This is a genomic window from Enterococcus sp., from assembly GCF_032555305.1.
GTDB lineage: Bacteria > Bacillota > Bacilli > Lactobacillales > Enterococcaceae > Enterococcus_A.
In genome coordinates this window covers 32,367-47,447 of sequence record NZ_JAWGOQ010000024.1, presented here as the reverse complement: position 1 = coordinate 47,447, position 15,081 = coordinate 32,367, and the positions used below count along the sequence as shown (strand labels likewise).

16 protein-coding genes are annotated in these 15,081 nt (G+C 41.6%); 5 read left to right on the top strand and 11 right to left on the bottom strand.

All coding sequences use genetic code 11. The features are described 5' to 3' along the window. The first annotated feature begins 17 nt into the window (after nt 1-17). From E6139_RS16295 to E6139_RS16285, 3 genes are all read left to right on the top strand, one after another. Nucleotides 18-239 (top strand): DUF2829 domain-containing protein, encoded by a 222-nt coding sequence (locus E6139_RS16295; RefSeq protein WP_316404264.1) that lies wholly within the window; start codon nt 18-20, stop codon nt 237-239. After that, complete coding sequence (locus tag E6139_RS16290) at nt 236-988, top strand: 3-oxoacyl-ACP reductase (RefSeq protein ID WP_316404263.1); 753 nt, start codon at nt 236-238, stop codon at nt 986-988. The genes E6139_RS16295 and E6139_RS16290 overlap by 4 nt, the downstream gene beginning before the upstream one ends. Before the next feature lie 118 nt (nt 989-1,106). Further along, nucleotides 1,107-1,613 carry a QueT transporter family protein gene (locus E6139_RS16285; RefSeq protein ID WP_316404261.1) on the top strand — a complete coding sequence of 169 codons (507 nt, stop codon included), beginning with the start codon at nt 1,107-1,109 and terminating at the stop codon, nt 1,611-1,613. Between the two features lie 30 nt (nt 1,614-1,643). Here E6139_RS16285 and treC read toward each other — a convergent pair whose 3' ends face one another. Both treC and treP read right to left on the bottom strand, forming a co-directional pair. Continuing rightward, nucleotides 1,644-3,266 carry an alpha,alpha-phosphotrehalase gene (treC, locus tag E6139_RS16280; protein ID WP_316404260.1) on the bottom strand — a complete coding sequence of 541 codons (1,623 nt, stop codon included), beginning with the start codon at nt 3,264-3,266 and terminating at the stop codon, nt 1,644-1,646. Nucleotides 3,267-3,282: 16 nt separating this feature from the next. Next, entirely contained in the window at nt 3,283-5,229 is a 1,947-nt protein-coding gene (gene treP, locus E6139_RS16275) for a PTS system trehalose-specific EIIBC component (protein WP_316404259.1), read from the bottom strand. Between the two features lie 326 nt (nt 5,230-5,555). Between treP and treR the strand changes: the two genes are divergently transcribed. After that, the gene (gene treR / locus E6139_RS16270) at nt 5,556-6,278 is read left to right on the top strand and encodes a trehalose operon repressor (RefSeq protein WP_316404257.1); all 723 of its coding nucleotides are present in this window, start codon (nt 5,556-5,558) and stop codon (nt 6,276-6,278) included. Between the two features lie 65 nt (nt 6,279-6,343). Here treR and ccpA read toward each other — a convergent pair whose 3' ends face one another. Then, complete coding sequence (gene ccpA, locus E6139_RS16265) at nt 6,344-7,348, bottom strand: catabolite control protein A (protein ID WP_316404255.1); 1,005 nt, start codon at nt 7,346-7,348, stop codon at nt 6,344-6,346. A gap of 195 nt (nt 7,349-7,543) precedes the next feature. Between ccpA and E6139_RS16260 the strand changes: the two genes are divergently transcribed. After that, complete coding sequence (locus E6139_RS16260; RefSeq protein WP_316404254.1) at nt 7,544-8,644, top strand: Xaa-Pro peptidase family protein; 1,101 nt, start codon at nt 7,544-7,546, stop codon at nt 8,642-8,644. 39 nt (nt 8,645-8,683) lie between these two features. Here the strand turns inward: E6139_RS16260 and E6139_RS16255 are convergent, their stop codons facing one another. From E6139_RS16255 to hprK, 8 genes are all read right to left on the bottom strand, one after another. Further along, on the bottom strand, nt 8,684-9,160 hold the full coding sequence (locus E6139_RS16255; RefSeq protein WP_316404253.1) for a helix-turn-helix transcriptional regulator: 477 nt from the start codon (nt 9,158-9,160) through the stop codon (nt 8,684-8,686). Between the two features lie 190 nt (nt 9,161-9,350). After that, nucleotides 9,351-9,917 (bottom strand): YtxH domain-containing protein, encoded by a 567-nt coding sequence (locus E6139_RS16250; protein ID WP_316404251.1) that lies wholly within the window; start codon nt 9,915-9,917, stop codon nt 9,351-9,353. Between the two features lie 2 nt (nt 9,918-9,919). Beyond that, nucleotides 9,920-10,357, bottom strand: a complete 438-nt coding sequence (locus tag E6139_RS16245) for a DUF948 domain-containing protein (RefSeq protein ID WP_316404249.1) — start codon at nt 10,355-10,357, stop codon at nt 9,920-9,922. Between the two features lie 118 nt (nt 10,358-10,475). After that, on the bottom strand, nt 10,476-11,036 hold the full coding sequence (locus tag E6139_RS16240; RefSeq protein ID WP_316404247.1) for a TetR/AcrR family transcriptional regulator: 561 nt from the start codon (nt 11,034-11,036) through the stop codon (nt 10,476-10,478). 165 nt (nt 11,037-11,201) lie between these two features. Further along, complete coding sequence (gene galU / locus E6139_RS16235; RefSeq protein WP_316404246.1) at nt 11,202-12,095, bottom strand: UTP--glucose-1-phosphate uridylyltransferase GalU; 894 nt, start codon at nt 12,093-12,095, stop codon at nt 11,202-11,204. Nucleotides 12,096-12,114: 19 nt separating this feature from the next. Then, nucleotides 12,115-13,134: an NAD(P)H-dependent glycerol-3-phosphate dehydrogenase gene (locus tag E6139_RS16230; RefSeq protein ID WP_316404245.1), complete on the bottom strand. Its 1,020-nt coding sequence runs from the start codon at nt 13,132-13,134 to the stop codon at nt 12,115-12,117. Between the two features lie 153 nt (nt 13,135-13,287). After that, nucleotides 13,288-14,118 carry a prolipoprotein diacylglyceryl transferase gene (gene lgt / locus E6139_RS16225; protein WP_316404243.1) on the bottom strand — a complete coding sequence of 277 codons (831 nt, stop codon included), beginning with the start codon at nt 14,116-14,118 and terminating at the stop codon, nt 13,288-13,290. Between the two features lies 1 nt (nt 14,119). Then, nucleotides 14,120-15,055 (bottom strand): HPr(Ser) kinase/phosphatase, encoded by a 936-nt coding sequence (gene hprK / locus E6139_RS16220; protein ID WP_316404242.1) that lies wholly within the window; start codon nt 15,053-15,055, stop codon nt 14,120-14,122. Nucleotides 15,056-15,081: the final 26 nt, after the last annotated feature.

Below are 15,081 nucleotides of genomic sequence, written 5' to 3'. Positions count from 1 at the left end.
GAAATGGAGGAAAAAAAATGACATTTGAAGAAATTTTACCTGAATTAAAAAAAGGCGCGAAGATTATCCGCGCAGGCTGGGGTGGTTTTGAATTATACGTGACCTTGGTTGAAGGAGAAGTTTTTGACGGTTCACCAGTTACTCCCTATTTCTTGATCAAAACGGCAGACGAAGGCTTCTCAAGCTTTGCTCCAACAGTTTGCGATATCTTGGCAGAAGATTGGAAGATCGTTGAATGATGAGCTTCGATTTTTCGAATAAAATCGTTTTTGTCACAGGTGCAGCCTCCGGTATTGGCGCGGCTCAAGCTTCCACTTTCTTGGAATCCGGCGCACTGGTCTTCGCTTTTGACCAACAAACAGCGGGTCTACAAACATTAAAGGATAGTTTTCCCGATCGTTTTGAATTCTTGATTGGAGATGTTCGAGACAAAAAACGACTGCAATCTGCAATCAAAAAATGTCACGAAGTATTTGGCACAGTCGATATCCTGCTAAATACTGCTGGCGTATTGGATGACTACTTGCCGCTGGACCAAACAGGCGAAGAGCTGTGGGAGCAAATTTACGAGATTAATGTGAGAAGTATGTTCACACTGACTAAATTATTACTACCTGATCTGCTGGATAATCATGGAACAGTCATCAATATGGCTTCAATCGCAGGTCTAGTGGCAGGCGGTGGCGGCATCGCCTACACCACTAGCAAGCATGCGATCGTCGGATTTACTAAGCAACTCGCTTTGGATTACGCGGACAAAGGGCTCCATATCAATGCAATCGCACCTGGAGCGATTAGGACCCCGATGAATCAGGCTGACTTTATCGGTGATGGTCAGATGGCCAAATGGGTCGCTGAAGAAACACCTGTCAAACGCTGGGCAAAGCCTGAAGAAGTAGCCTATGCAACCCTGTTCTTAGCAAGTGCAGAGGCTCGTTATATGCAGGGAAATATTTTACCAGTCGACGGCGGTTGGTTGCTAAAATAGCTTGCAATTATTTTAAAATCCTCTAAGATATAGGTTAGCGAGAAATTCGCACTGCGGCACTTCAATCCTTTGGTCGCAGTTATTAACGAGACGCTGTCTTGTAAAGGAGAATGATAAAATGCATCTTGAAAAAAGTACAGCACAACGCTGGACTACCACTGACACAGCCAAAATGGCTGTTGTGACAGGACTTTATGTCGCTGTTACGATCGTTCTATCCGTCATTAGTTTTGGCGCGATTCAATTCCGCCTTGCGGAAATGTTCAACTTCCTACCACTTTTCAACAAACGCTATACCATCGCAGTAACCCTAGGAGTAGCAATCGCAAACTTGGCTTCCCCACTTGGTATCGTCGATGTATTATTCGGCAGTATCTCCACACTGATTGTTTTGCTGATCTGTCGTGGTGTTACTAAAAATATCACCAGTCTTAAGAAAAAAATGATCATCACCGCTTTGATTTTCGCCTTTTCGATGTTTACAGTCGCAGGTCAATTGACCTTCTTCTATCAAGCACCATTTTTCTTCAATTGGCTGATTATCGGTTTAGGTGAATTACTTTCTATGTCATTAGGTGGCATACTGATTTACTTGGTGAATAAACGAGTCGATTTAACGAAATAAAACGCGCGAGCATTTTTGCTCACGCGTTTTTTAACGATAGATTGCAATCGTTTGATAGGGTTTTAATGTCATTTTTTGTTCAGGAGTTTCTGTATCATAATTTCCAATCAGTACTTTACCTGATAAAAACTCCTCGGGCAGTGCAATCGTCGTCTCCTGTGGAAAGAAATTATTAAGAACCAATAATGAATGATCTTCTAGTCGACGAACATAACCGTAAATCTGTGGATGCTCCGGTAAAAAGGCTTCATAGCTGCCACTCGCAATCACCGGGTACTCTTTTCTCAGCTTGATCAACCGTTGATAATAATTAAAGATCGAACCTTCTTGTAATTCTTTCGCTACATTTATTTCATCAGCAGACTTTCCAACCCCTAACCATGGAGTAGCCTTTGAAAAACCGCTGTATTCTCCGCTGTCCCATTGCATCGGTGTGCGAGAATTGTCACGAGACTTCGCTTTGACAATCTTAAAAGCTTCTTGTTCTGATTTTCCAGCGGCTAGCAGCTCCTGATAGGCATTTAGGCTTTCAACATCGACATATTGTTCCATTGTGTCGAAGTCCGGATCCAGCATGCCAATCTCTTCTCCCATGTAAATATAAGGAGTTCCGCGATTTAAATGAATCGAGCTAGCCAACATTTTAGCGCCAGCGACTCGATAGTTATCCACATCAATGAAACGGTTTAGTGCTCGCGGCTGATCGTGATTATTCCAGAAAAGTGCGTTCCAGCCGCTTCCCTCGCTCATCTGCGTTCCCCACGTATGAAACAATTCTTTCAGCTTAGCAAAATCAAATGGCATTTGGGTCCATTTTTTCCCGTTTTCGTAATCCACCTTTAAATGATGGAAATTGAAGGTCATATTCAATTCTTCGCGCTCAGGATTTGTGTATAATATACAATCCTCTATAGTGGTAAAGCTCATTTCACCAACCGTAATGATTTCATTATCCTTCCCGTAAGTGGCTTGATTCATCATGTGAATGAACTCATGAGCGATTGGACGATCAGTATACGCTGGTTTGCCATCATATTCTGGACAATCCTCCAATACTTCATCCTTGCCGATTACATTGATCACGTCAAAACGGAAGCCTTTAATGCCCTTATCCATCCAAAAACGCAGTACTTCAAACAATTCTTCACGTACCTGTGGATTTCGCCAGTTCAAATCAGCTTGTGTAACATCATATAAATGGAGATAGTATTTTCCAGTATCGCCAAAGGGTGCCCAGGCATTTCCACCAAATTTAGAGACCCAATCGGTGGGCCCATCCCTTAAAATAAAGTAATCTTGATACTTCTTATCACCGGCTAATGCCTTTTGAAACCATTCATGTTCAGTAGAAACATGATTGAACACCATATCCAGCATAATTTCAATGTTGTGCTCTTTTGCTGTTGCCATCAAGCTTTCAAAGTCACTCATCGTTCCGAAGACTGGGTTAATTGATGTATAATCAGCGACATCATAGCCATTGTCATTTTGTGGACTTGGATAGATTGGGCTCAACCAAACCATATCCACGCCTAATCGCTTTAAGTATGGCATTTTTTGTTCAATTCCCGGCAGATCACCTATTCCGTCCTGATCCGTATCCAAAAATGATTTAGGATAAATTTGGTAAATTACCTTCTCTTTAAAACTCATGTTGTCCTCCAGCTTTCTATAGTTCTGTCGCAAGTAAGATTTTTTCATTGTTTGTAACAGCTGCTTCTTCCATTAAAGGATCTACTTGGAAATCAGTTGAATTTGTCACGATGATCGGTGTTTGCACTTCATAACCTGCTGCTTTGATCGCCTCAACATCGAACTCCATCAATAGCTGACCTTTTTTCACGCTGTCCCCCTGTTTCACATGGCTGGTAAAATGTTTCCCTTCCAGCTGTACAGTGTCGATCCCGATGTGGATCAACACTTCCGTTCCTTCCGTGCTGACTAATCCAATAGCATGCTTGGTTGGGAAAAGTAGGCTGATCTGTCCGTCAAACGGTGCATACAATTTCCCCTCACTTGGATCGATTACGACGCCTTGCCCCATCATTCCTTCGGCAAAAACTGGATCTTTAGCACTGCTTAATGGATGCAGCATGCCAGCGATCGGTGAGAATAGTTCAACGATTGTTCCGGCTTTTTTTGTTGTTTCACTACCTAATGTTGGAACATTGCCTTCTTCCATACGATCAAGCTTGTTGAATAAGCCAATTCGGCGGAAGGTTAAGGTTAATAAAAATGGAACAGCAATCGCGATTACCATACCGATGGCAAAGATCAAATAGTCTTGCGGGCGAATGGCTAAAATCCCTGGCAACCCGCCGACTCCGATTGACAATGCTCTTACTTTGAATAGTGTCACGAATAAGCCTGCGGCACCACTACCGATCATGGCTGCGATAAATGGATAGGTATATTTCAGGTTGATCCCGAACATCGCAGGTTCAGTCACCCCTAACCAAGCAGAGATAACGGATGGAATTGATACTTGTTCTTCTTTTTTATTGCCGCGATGAGCAAATACGACCGCTAGAACTGCCGCTCCTTGAGCGATATTTGACAAACAGATCATCGGCCATAAGTTTGTTGAGCCAAAGTCCGCAATTAATTGAGAATCGATTGCTAGTGTTGTATGATGCAGCCCGGTTATAACCAGCGGCGAATACAATGCTCCGAATATACCGCCGAACAACCAACTGAAGCTGGAGGTTAAACCAGCATTCACAACTGCGGAAATCGCCGTTCCGATTTTCCAGCCGATTGGTCCTAAAATGATATGTGCGGCTAATATCGTCGGAATCAATGAGAAGAATGGGACAAAAATCATTGAGACTGCTTCTGGTATATGTTTACGGAAGAAGCGCTCTAGATAAACGAGTAAGAAGCCAGCCAGCATTGCTGGAATAACTTGTGCTTGGTAACCAATCTTATCAACGGTGAAGAACCCAAAGTCCCAAGTCCAATTCTTTGCGATCTCTGCGGCAGCCGTACCATTCACCGCGTAAGCATTCAATAATTGCGGCGAAACTAACGTGATCCCTAAAACGATACCGAGAATCTCTGTCGCTCCCATCTTACGGGCGATGCTCCACGTAATACCGACTGGCAAGAAGTGGAAGATCGCTTCACCCGGCAGCCACAAGAACCCATTTACACCGTTCCAAAAAGTTGAAGCCTCAACAATCGTCTGCCCATTGAGCCAGCCCATCGGTACAGCTTCTAATATATTCCGAAATCCTAAAATCAAACCACCGACAATAATTGCTGGTAACAATGGTGTAAAAATTTCTGCTAAAACAGTAATGGCGCGTTGAATTGGATTTTGATTTTGTTTCGCGGCTGACTTGGCAGCTTCTTTAGAGACTCCTTCGATACCTGAAACTGCGGCAAACTCGTTGTAAAATACTGCGACATCATTTCCGATAATTACTTGAAACTGACCTGCGTTCGTAAACATTCCTTTAACACTGGGAATATCCTCGATCCGCTCCTCATCTGCCTTTTTCGGATCATTCAAAACAAAACGCATCCGTGTGGCACAGTGAGTGACTGCGGAGATATTTTCCTTGCCACCAATGGCCGCCAGCAGGTCCTTTGTGTCCTTCTCATATTTTCCCATCTTTTTTCCCTCCGAATAATTTTAACTTGTATGGATAAGTTCAGCTGATACATTTACTATAAAGGGTAGAAGCTTTTTTGTAAATCGCTTACATTTTCGGCATCTCACCAAATATGAGAACTTTCTAATCTAAAGAGAGTGTAACAAGTTTTATAAACTAAATGTCGGTATTATGTGTACCAACAGGTTGGCTAATAACCCAACAAGTCTACCAAAAAATAAAAGTTTTCTCATTTTATCTTTCAGCATCCATTAGAAAGCGTTTTACTTTTGGTTTTCTTATTTGTATAATGAATATACATATACGGACAAGTTAGGAGGATACGATGAAAAATTATGAAGTGATCTATCAAGCAATCGAGCGTGGGATTTTAAAAGGCGTTTATGAAGCGGGCTCTTACCTGCCGAGCGAGAATAAACTGCGACAAACCTACCATGTATCAAGAGATACTATTCGGAAAGCTTTGTCTCTATTAATGGCGAATGGCTACATTCAAAAAATTCAAGGAAAGGGTTCGCTTGTCTTGAAGCGAGAACAACTACGTTTTCCCGTTTCTGGTCTGACCAGCTTCAAGGAGCTGCAGAATTCTTATGGTTATGAAAGCAGTACGAATGTCGTCAGCCTGAAAAAAATTACAATCAATGAACGAGACGCCCAGGTGACCGGCTTCGAAGTAGGTTCTGTCTGCTGGGAATTGATTCGTACTCGAGCGATCGATCAAAAAAAAGTCATCCTCGACAAAGACATCCTATTAACTACGATCGTACCGGAGTTAGATACTGAGATTGCTAAGGATTCGATCTATCGCTATTTTGAGAACCAATTAGGATTGAATATTTCTTTTGCAGAAAAAGAAATCACGATCGATGCCTTAACGGACGAAGACCGTGATCTGCTGGATCTTAATCAACACGATATCAATATCGTTTCAGTAAAAAGTCGTGTCTTTATCAGTGACGCCCGTCAGTTTCAATATACCGAGAGCCGGCATCAGGTTGATAAATTCCGCTTCTTCGATTTTGCGAGACGTCATCCTTCTACCATGTAGCCGCCAAGTTCTATTGAGTATCAAAAAAAGTGCCAAAATCACTTTTTGATTTTGGCACTTTACCTTTATTCTTTTGTTGACCCTTTTTCGAAGATGCCATGAGGCAATTCAATCGTTTTTTGTTCGATTTCTTCTTTGTTCATCATTTTTGTCAATAGACGCATTGCTACGGCACCGATATCATACAATGGTTGAGTCACACTGCTTAGACGTGGACGAGCCACTTCAGTAAGCAATGAGTCATTGCTTGTGATGATTTCGAAGTCTTCTGGCACTTTCACGCCTTTGTCGATCAAGCCATCCAATAAACCGATTGCTAATTCATCATCAGTCACATAAGCTGCTGTCGCACCGCTGTTCAAGATACGGTCAGTCAATGCCAAGCCTTCTTTGAAGTTGTACGGTGCTTCAAAGATCAAACCTTCATTATAGTCTAAACCATTTTCAGCTAAAGCTTCTTTGTATCCGCCCATACGAGCTTGTCCGTTGATCGCGTCGATCAACGCACCGCTGATGAAAGCAATTTTCTTATTGCCGTGTTTAGCTAATAAGTCGATTGATTCTTTTGTTGCTGCTTTGTAGTCAATGTTTACACTCCCAACTTGTTCGTCAGGGTCAATTGAACCAGCCAAAACGATCGGTGTTTTTGAACGAGAGAATTCCGCACGGATCTCATCAGTGATTCGGTGACCCATGAAGATCACGCCGTCTACTTGTTTCGCTAATAAGTTGTTCAGCACGTTGACTTCTTTTTGTGCTTCGCCGTCAGAGTTGGCTAAAATAATATTATATTTGTACATCGTCGCAATATCGTCGATTCCGCGAGCTAATGATGCGAAAAACATGTTGCTGACATCAGGAATGATGACACCGACTGTCGTTGTTTTCTTGCTTGCTAGTCCTCGTGCGACAGCGTTTGGACGATAATCTAGACGTTCAATAACTTCTAACACCTTTTTACGTGTTGTTGGTTTCACATTGGGGTTGCCGTTGACCACACGAGAAACGGTTGCCATTGAAACGTTTGCTTCGCGGGCAACATCATAAATCGTAATTGTTTGCTTTTCCATGGATATGCTCCTTTAAAATTGTTTTCAGAAAATATCATTTACATTTCTAAAAGATAATAGCACGTTGTTTCACTGATTGCAACCGTTTTACACATTTTTTCTTAAATTTTTGTAAGCGTTTTATAAGAATCGTTTTTCAATAAAATTTATTAGTGTTACAATGATAATAACGCTGAAGGAAAGAAGGATGTTTTAATGAACCAAGAAAAAGTTTCAGAATTACGTAAATGGATGCAATCAAACGAAGTAGATTTAGCTTATGTATCGGATGCAAGCCATATCGGCTACTTCTCTGGATTTGACAGTAATCCAATGGAACGTGTATTAGCGTTATTCATTCCACTTGAAAAAGACCCATTTCTATTTGCACCTGGTCTGGAGGTAGAAGATGCGAAGGCCAGCAGTTTTGAATATGACGTGGTGGGATACTTAGATAGTCAGGACCCATTCGCCATTATCGTGGATGAAATCAAAAAACGTTACGGTTCGCCTAAAAAAATCGCCTTAGAGAAGAATCAATTAGTGTTGGATCGTTACCTGCGCTTAAGTGAAGCCTTCCCAGCTGCTGATTTCTCAGCTGACCTAACTCCGCTAGTTCAAGAATTACAATTATATAAGACCGAAGAGGAATGCCAACGCTTAATCGAAGCCGGCTCAACCGCTGATCTTGCTTTTGAAATTGGTTTTAGACATGTGAAACCAGGCATGACTGAAGAGGAGATCGTAGCAGAGATCGAGTACGAATTGAAGAAAAAGGGCATCAAACAAATGTCCTTCCCGACAGAAGTTTTAGCTGGGCCAAATGCTGCTAGTCCTCACGGAACACCCGGAAAGAACACTTGTAAAGAAAACGAACTTGTACTATTTGACCTTGGTACGATTGTTAATGGCTATTGCAGTGATGCGACTCGGACTGTTGCTTGCGGCAAACCAACCGATCACCAAAAAGATATCTATAACATCGTATTAGAAGCACATATGGCTGCACTAGATGCTGTGAAACCTGGTGTCACTTGTGGACAGCTGGATAAGCTAGCTCGTGATGTGATCGAAAAACAAGGCTATGGAGAATACTTCAATCACCGTCTAGGCCATGGAATCGGTACAACGATCCATGAATTTCCGCAAATCGTTGGCGGCAATGACCTGGAAGTTAAAGAAGGCATGTGCTTCTCGATCGAACCAGGCATCTATTTGCCAAATGATGTCGGCGTCAGAATTGAAGACTGCTTGTTCGTAACCAAAGATAGTTGCGTTCCATTCACTAAGACTTCAAAAGAACTGATCGTCTTATAATAATAAATCCCCCTATTCTTATTTGAATAGGGGGATTTATTAGTTGCTCGCTGTTTTCTTATCACTGAAAAAGTAATAACTTGTGATCAAATAAGCCACTAAGATCAAACCTAAGAATAGATAGAACACATTATCCTTAAGTATATGCAGATACCATAATGAAAATGCTATACTCACAGGTACCAAAACAAAACGAATCAACGTATGCTCCCAATTTCGACGAAGCATGACCCATAGGAAACGCAGCGGGAAAAATAAAACACCAAACAACACAACTCCAGCAAACCATTGAATTTTTTTCATAAAACCTTCCTCCTTCTTTGTTGAAGAAGACTCCTCGACGAATCGAACAGCTAAAATAGTTTCCAGATTTTTTCTTGAAATAAGATCAGGCTCACTTTTTCCCAATTCCCATTTAGAAATTGTTTGTCTAGTAACGTAGAGTTGATCTGCTAGCTGCTGTTGAGTCATCTTCAGTTCTTCTCTTTGTGCACGAATCATTTTGCCTATCTCCATTTTTGTTACACCCCTATTATTGATTACTTTGACTCAAGAATACAGCAACGGCAGGCGTTGCGCACGCAATGGTTGCAGGTTGCAAGCTACTTATCCTTGTTTTTCTAAATCAGCATCCTCCCAAACATCACTTTGGCAAAAAAGGACAAAAAAATAGCCCTCCTTACAGAGGACTACAATAGAATCGTTTTTATTCCGGATTGTTTTTTTCTACTTCTTCTTTCAGCTCTTCTTTGACTTCTTCAAAAGCAGGCTTTTCTTCATTGATTTCATTCGCTTTATCCGCTAGATCATCGGCACCTTCAGCGACTGTCGCTTTTGCTTCTTCTTTTGTTTCTTTAGCATCGATCACGATATCTTCTGAAGCATCTTCAGCAACATCTCTGGCATCGCCGGCAGCTTTACGGAAACGATCAGACAGATCAGAACTTTGACGTTTTAGATCTTCTAAAGTATCAGAAGTAATATCATCCATGTCATCCATTGAATCGCTGACCTTTCCTTTTACACTTGAAGCGAGATCACTTGCTTGATCTCCCAAGTCAGAGGCCCGATCTTTTACGATTGAACCCATTTCGCCAGTCTTAGAAACAAAATCATCTGTATAATCTGACGCTAAATCTAACCACTCATCTGTTTTTTCTGCCAAATCTTCACGTAATTCTTTTCCTGATTTTGGTGCCAATAGCAATGCGACTACTGCCGCTGCTGTTCCGCCAATCAAGGCACCTGCTAAAAATCCTCCACGTTTTGCCATTCTTATCCCTCCGTTTTCGTTGTTTTGTTACGATCTCTAAAGAATCTCATAGTTGTTGCGCCAACTTTTCCTGCAACACTCGCTTTCGCTGCATTCTTACCAACACCGCCAACTTTTCCTGCCAGATTTCGACTCGTAGTATTTAAATCAGAAACACTCTGACTCAAATCAGCTACCGCTGTAAACAGTGGATCAATCGTCTCCACTTTCCCATTGATATCATTCAGCAGGTGATTGCCCTTAACTAGCAATCCTTCTACCTGTTGCATGAGCAAATCTACATCCTTGGTAAGGACGTCAATCGTAGTATTAGCCTCAGTCACTGTTGTCTCAACCTTTTCGACCGTTTTTGAGACTTGGCTCAAAACACGAACTAAAAAGATGACCAAAACAACAAATGCGAGTGCTGCAATAATTGCTGCAATGCCGCCTAAACTCATTCAATCGCTCCTCTCATTTTTCACTCATAATGCTAACTTAAATTATACCATTCCCATAGAAATTAATGAAAGAGAAAGAGTTCTAATCAATTCTAATAAAAAAAATATCTCAAATAAATTATTGAGATACTTTCGAAAAATTTTGCAGGATGCCATTATAAAGGATTTCTAAATCGCTGATCAGCTCAGCTTCTTTGAAATTTGTGTCTGCGAACCCATCAGCATGACCGCGGAAATAATTGGTCATCACACGTTCAACTTGAATCAGTTCCTGATCAGTCAGGTTGCATTTTAAGAAGATTCGTTCAAAGGCGGCTCTTAGAAAAACCGAAATACTCTTTTCATAAGAGTCTATGTATTCTTTTTCGTAAAAAACAGTATAAAAAGCATGTTGATTTTTGGCATAAGCTGCCCAGGTTTTCCCTAATTCTACAAAAGCACAGAGATCTGCTCTGCCTAATAAGGAGTCTACTAATTGCTCACGAAATCCTTCCATTGCACGTCCGATGACTGTTTGGCGTAATTCTGTAACACTACCTGTATGCGTATACAAAGAAGGGGACTTCACATCCAAGCGATCAGCGATTTTATTTAATCGTAGTCCATTGATGCCAGACTCGCAAACCAGATCCATCGCACATTCGATGACGATTTCTTTATTTAGTCGAGAAGTTTTCATTCAATCTCCTTTTTTTAATCGTTATTTTCAAAAAACATTATATAACAAAATAACTAATATTTTCTATTAATTATAGTGATAATTAGCATTAAAAAATCCAATAATTCTTTCGTTTAAAATAACTGACAATATAAAAAGCGCAGAATCAATTCTGCGCTTCAATAATTATTTTTTTGTTTTATTTTGACCGCTTAGTTCTTTGCCTAATGCGATGATGTAATCATGTAATTTATCTTTGATTTCTGGGTGTTTTAAGCCATATTCAATGCTGGTTGTCATGAAGCCGAATTTATCGCCGACATCAAAACGTTTTCCGTTGAATTCTTGTGCAAAGACGCGTTGTGTCTTGTTCAAGGTATCAATGGCATCTGTCAGTTGGATCTCGTTACCAGCACCTGGTTTTTGTGTTGCCAATACATCAAAGATTTCAGGCGTCAGTAAATAGCGGCCGATGATCGCCAAATTACTTGGTGCTTCTTCTGGCTTTGGTTTTTCCACAAAGTTCTTCACATTGAACAAGCCTTTAGAAACTTCCTCGCCTGGATTAATGATCCCGTATTTAGATGTATCTTGTTTCGGTACGCGCATTACCGCAATAGTTGATGCATGAGTTTGTTCATAATCGTTCATCAATTGCTTCGTTAAAGGTACCTGATCTTCCATTAAATCATCACCCAGCATGACAACAAATGGTTCATTGCCAACGAAGGCGCGGGCTTGTAATACAGCATGTCCAAGGCCCATTGGATGTGACTGACGAATAAAGTGCAGATTCACATCTGTCGTTTCTTCGACTAATTTTAATAGTTCTGTCTTGCCTTTTTCTCGCAAATTCGTTTCCAATTCAATGTTTGAGTCGAAATGATCTTCAATTGGGCGTTTTGCTTTTCCAGTCACAATCAAAATATCTTCGATCCCAGATTTTAATGCTTCTTCAACGATAAATTGGATCGTTGGTTTGTCGACGATTGGCAACATTTCTTTGGCCATCGCTTTTGTAGCTGGTAAAAATCTTGTTCCCAACCCAGCGGCTGGAATAACTGCTTTTTTTACTCGCATGAATCTTGTCCCACTCTTTCTATTCTAAAGTAAATTCATTTTCAAACGTACCTTCACGCATCATCAACTCGCGACAAGCCTGACGCACGTCTTTATCATTATATAACACATCATAGATTGTTTCAGTGATCGGCATGCTGACATCCATACTGTCAGCCAGCTCTTTTGCTGCTTTCGTCGTAGAGACACCTTCGACGATCATACCCATATTGTCTAGAACCTCACCTAGCTTATGCCCTTTACCTAAAAGATTACCCGCACGCCAATTCCGTGAATGAACAGAAGTACAGGTTACAATTAAATCACCGACACCGCTCAAACCGATGAAAGTCAATGGATTAGCACCCATCTTGACTCCTAAGCGACTGATTTCCGCTAGTCCGCGGGTCATGATTGCTGCTTTCGCATCATCTCCGTAAGAAAGACCTGCTAAGGCGCCGGCACCTAAGGCGATAATATTTTTCAATGCCGCTCCCATTTCAACACCGATCACATCTGGATTTGTGTAGATTCTAAGATACTCATTCATAAACAGCTTCTGAACATATGCTGCCAGCTTTTCATCTTCGCAGGCAGCCGTGATCGTAGTAATATCGTGTACCGCTACCTCTTCCGCATGGCTTGGCCCAGATAGTACGACCACGCCTTGGCGACGTTCTTCTGGAATCTCTTCAATCAAGATTTCAGAGATTCGTTTATGTGTTTCTTGTTCTAATCCTTTACTTGCATGTATGATGACAGGCTTGTTTTCCGCTACTTGAGCAAATTCCTGCGCAACCGAACGGATTGCTTTGGTTGGAACAACGAATAAAACTGCAGCCGCATCCTTCACCGCATCCTTCAAGTTTTTCTCGCCCTTAATACTCTCGGGAATTTTTAAATCTGGCAAATAATGACGGTTCGTATGATAGGTATTGATTTCGTCAATTTGCGCTTCATGATTTCCCCAAAGTTTTACCTCGTGGCCATTTTCAGCTAATGTTTGTGCTAGTGCCGTCCCCCAAGAGCCCGGGCCTAATACTGCAACTTTTTGCTTCACAGAGATTTCCTCCTAGTTCATAATAGAGCATTTAATTGGAATTTATTCTTTCATCCAGCAGACTCTTTAAAGCCGGCAGCGAATGACGTGAAATTGATCCGATTAACAACATTTCTATTTACTATCATAGCATAGAAAGCCATCAATCCGTTATTATATTAACGCTTGATTAGTACCTTTATCTCGTTCATATTGTTTGATATCCGTGCGTTTTTTTCGCCGATAGATCAACAAAGCAATCCCTCCAACAAAAAGTACCAGTGATAATACTTGGGATACTCGCAATCCGCCAAAGAAATAGAGACTGTCTGTCCGCATTCCTTCGATAAAGAAGCGCCCGAAGCTATACCAAGTCACATATCCTAAAAAGAGTTCGCCACGTTTGACCGTCACTCTTTTTCGGATAATCAAAATCAAGATGAAACCCAGCAGGCTCCACATGGATTCATAGAAAAAGGTCGGTTGACGAAAGGCGCCATCAATATACATATTATTGATAATAAACTGTGGCAGATGGATACTCTCTAAAAACTGACGCGTCGTTTCTCCGCCAAACGCTTCATGGTTGGTGAAGTTTCCCCAACGTCCCATCGCCTGCGCCAACATCACACTAGGGGATACGACATCTAAAAACAACCACGGATCAATAAAATTGTGGCGCGTGTATACGATTAAAACAATCACTGCCGCAATCAGACCGCCATAAATAGCTAGGCCGCCGCTTCTTGTGTTAAATATCTGGATGGGATCAGCAAGATACGGTTCTAAATCAAACAAAATATAATACAGACGAGCTCCGATGATCGCGATCGGCAGCGCCCACAAAATGAAGTTGGTCATGTCATCTTCCTTTAGACCAACTCGTAATGCTTCGCGGTTAGACAACCACAAAGCGATCGCGATCGCTGAAACAATAATGATCGCGTACCAATAAATTTGTAGACCAAACAAATCAAAGGCCACGCGATTAATTTGACCCGCCATCTTATTGTCCAGAGTTTTCTTCAATTAATTGGGTCAGACGATCTTCAAAGGTCTTCGTCGCGTCGTACCCCATTGTCCGTGCACGGAAATTCATTGCCGCAACTTCAATAATGATCGCGACATTTCGTCCAGTTTTTACCGGAATCTTTACTTGCGGGATTTTTACTTCCGCGATTTCCACTTCTGTGTTGCCGCTGCCTAGTCGGTCATATTTCTTATCTTTAGACCAGCTTTCCAAATAGACGACTAATTGGACGGGCATTGAGCCGCGAACGGCACTGGCACCGAAAAGATTCATCACATCAATGATCCCGATCCCGCGAATTTCGATTAAGTGCTGTAAAATTTTTGGCGGTTCACCCACAATCGTCAATTCATCTTGTTGATAGACATCTACACGATCATCCGCAATCAAACGATGCCCGCGTTTAACTAGTTCTAATGCTGTTTCACTCTTACCAATTCCGCTGTCCCCTTGGATCAAAACGCCCAAGCCATAAACGTCGACCAATACGCCGTGAACACTCGTCCGCGGTGCCAGACCGCCATTTAAAAAGCTTGATATCTCGCCTAACAAACGCGAGGTCGAAATCGGCGAACTCAACACCGGAATATTCCGTTCGCTAGCGGCTTCGATCATTTCCTTTGGTGGAGTTAATCCACGTGAAACGATGAAAGCTGGTGTATCGTCACTGCACATCCGGCGCAAGACCATCAAACGCTCTTCCGGCATCATCCGTTCAGCGAAGGTGATTTCTTTATTTCCAAAAAGCTGCAAACGATCATGGGAATAGTAATTAAAATAGCCGGTCAATTCTAAACCTGGACGAGAAATATCGCCAGTGGTAATGACCCGCTCAAGACTTTCTTCATCACCTGTTACTACTTCCAATGAAAGTTTATCAACTAGTTCTTTTACTTTTACTGTTTCAGCCATTTAATCCCTCTTTTCTACACTTCCGC

Excerpts from the sequence above, each read along its gene's own strand:
- treC (WP_316404260.1), bottom strand. The coding sequence starts at position 3,266 with ATGAGTTTTAAAGAGAAGGTAATTTACCAAATTTATCCTAAATCATTT.
- treP (WP_316404259.1), bottom strand. The coding sequence starts at position 5,229 with ATGGGAAAATATGAGAAGGACACAAAGGACCTGCTGGCGGCCATTGGT.
- hprK (WP_316404242.1), bottom strand. The coding sequence starts at position 15,055 with ATGGCTGAAACAGTAAAAGTAAAAGAACTAGTTGATAAACTTTCATTG.
- E6139_RS16255 (WP_316404253.1), bottom strand. The coding sequence starts at position 9,160 with ATGGAGATAGGCAAAATGATTCGTGCACAAAGAGAAGAACTGAAGATG.
- lgt (WP_316404243.1), bottom strand. The coding sequence starts at position 14,118 with ATGGCGGGTCAAATTAATCGCGTGGCCTTTGATTTGTTTGGTCTACAA.
- E6139_RS16250 (WP_316404251.1), bottom strand. The coding sequence starts at position 9,917 with ATGGCAAAACGTGGAGGATTTTTAGCAGGTGCCTTGATTGGCGGAACA.
- galU (WP_316404246.1), bottom strand. The coding sequence starts at position 12,095 with ATGCGAGTAAAAAAAGCAGTTATTCCAGCCGCTGGGTTGGGAACAAGA.
- E6139_RS16285 (WP_316404261.1), top strand. The coding sequence starts at position 1,107 with ATGCATCTTGAAAAAAGTACAGCACAACGCTGGACTACCACTGACACA.
- E6139_RS16295 (WP_316404264.1), top strand. The coding sequence starts at position 18 with ATGACATTTGAAGAAATTTTACCTGAATTAAAAAAAGGCGCGAAGATT.
- E6139_RS16240 (WP_316404247.1), bottom strand. The coding sequence starts at position 11,036 with ATGAAAACTTCTCGACTAAATAAAGAAATCGTCATCGAATGTGCGATG.
- treR (WP_316404257.1), top strand. The coding sequence starts at position 5,556 with ATGAAAAATTATGAAGTGATCTATCAAGCAATCGAGCGTGGGATTTTA.
- ccpA (WP_316404255.1), bottom strand. The coding sequence starts at position 7,348 with ATGGAAAAGCAAACAATTACGATTTATGATGTTGCCCGCGAAGCAAAC.
- E6139_RS16245 (WP_316404249.1), bottom strand. The coding sequence starts at position 10,357 with ATGAGTTTAGGCGGCATTGCAGCAATTATTGCAGCACTCGCATTTGTT.
- E6139_RS16260 (WP_316404254.1), top strand. The coding sequence starts at position 7,544 with ATGAACCAAGAAAAAGTTTCAGAATTACGTAAATGGATGCAATCAAAC.
- E6139_RS16290 (WP_316404263.1), top strand. The coding sequence starts at position 236 with ATGATGAGCTTCGATTTTTCGAATAAAATCGTTTTTGTCACAGGTGCA.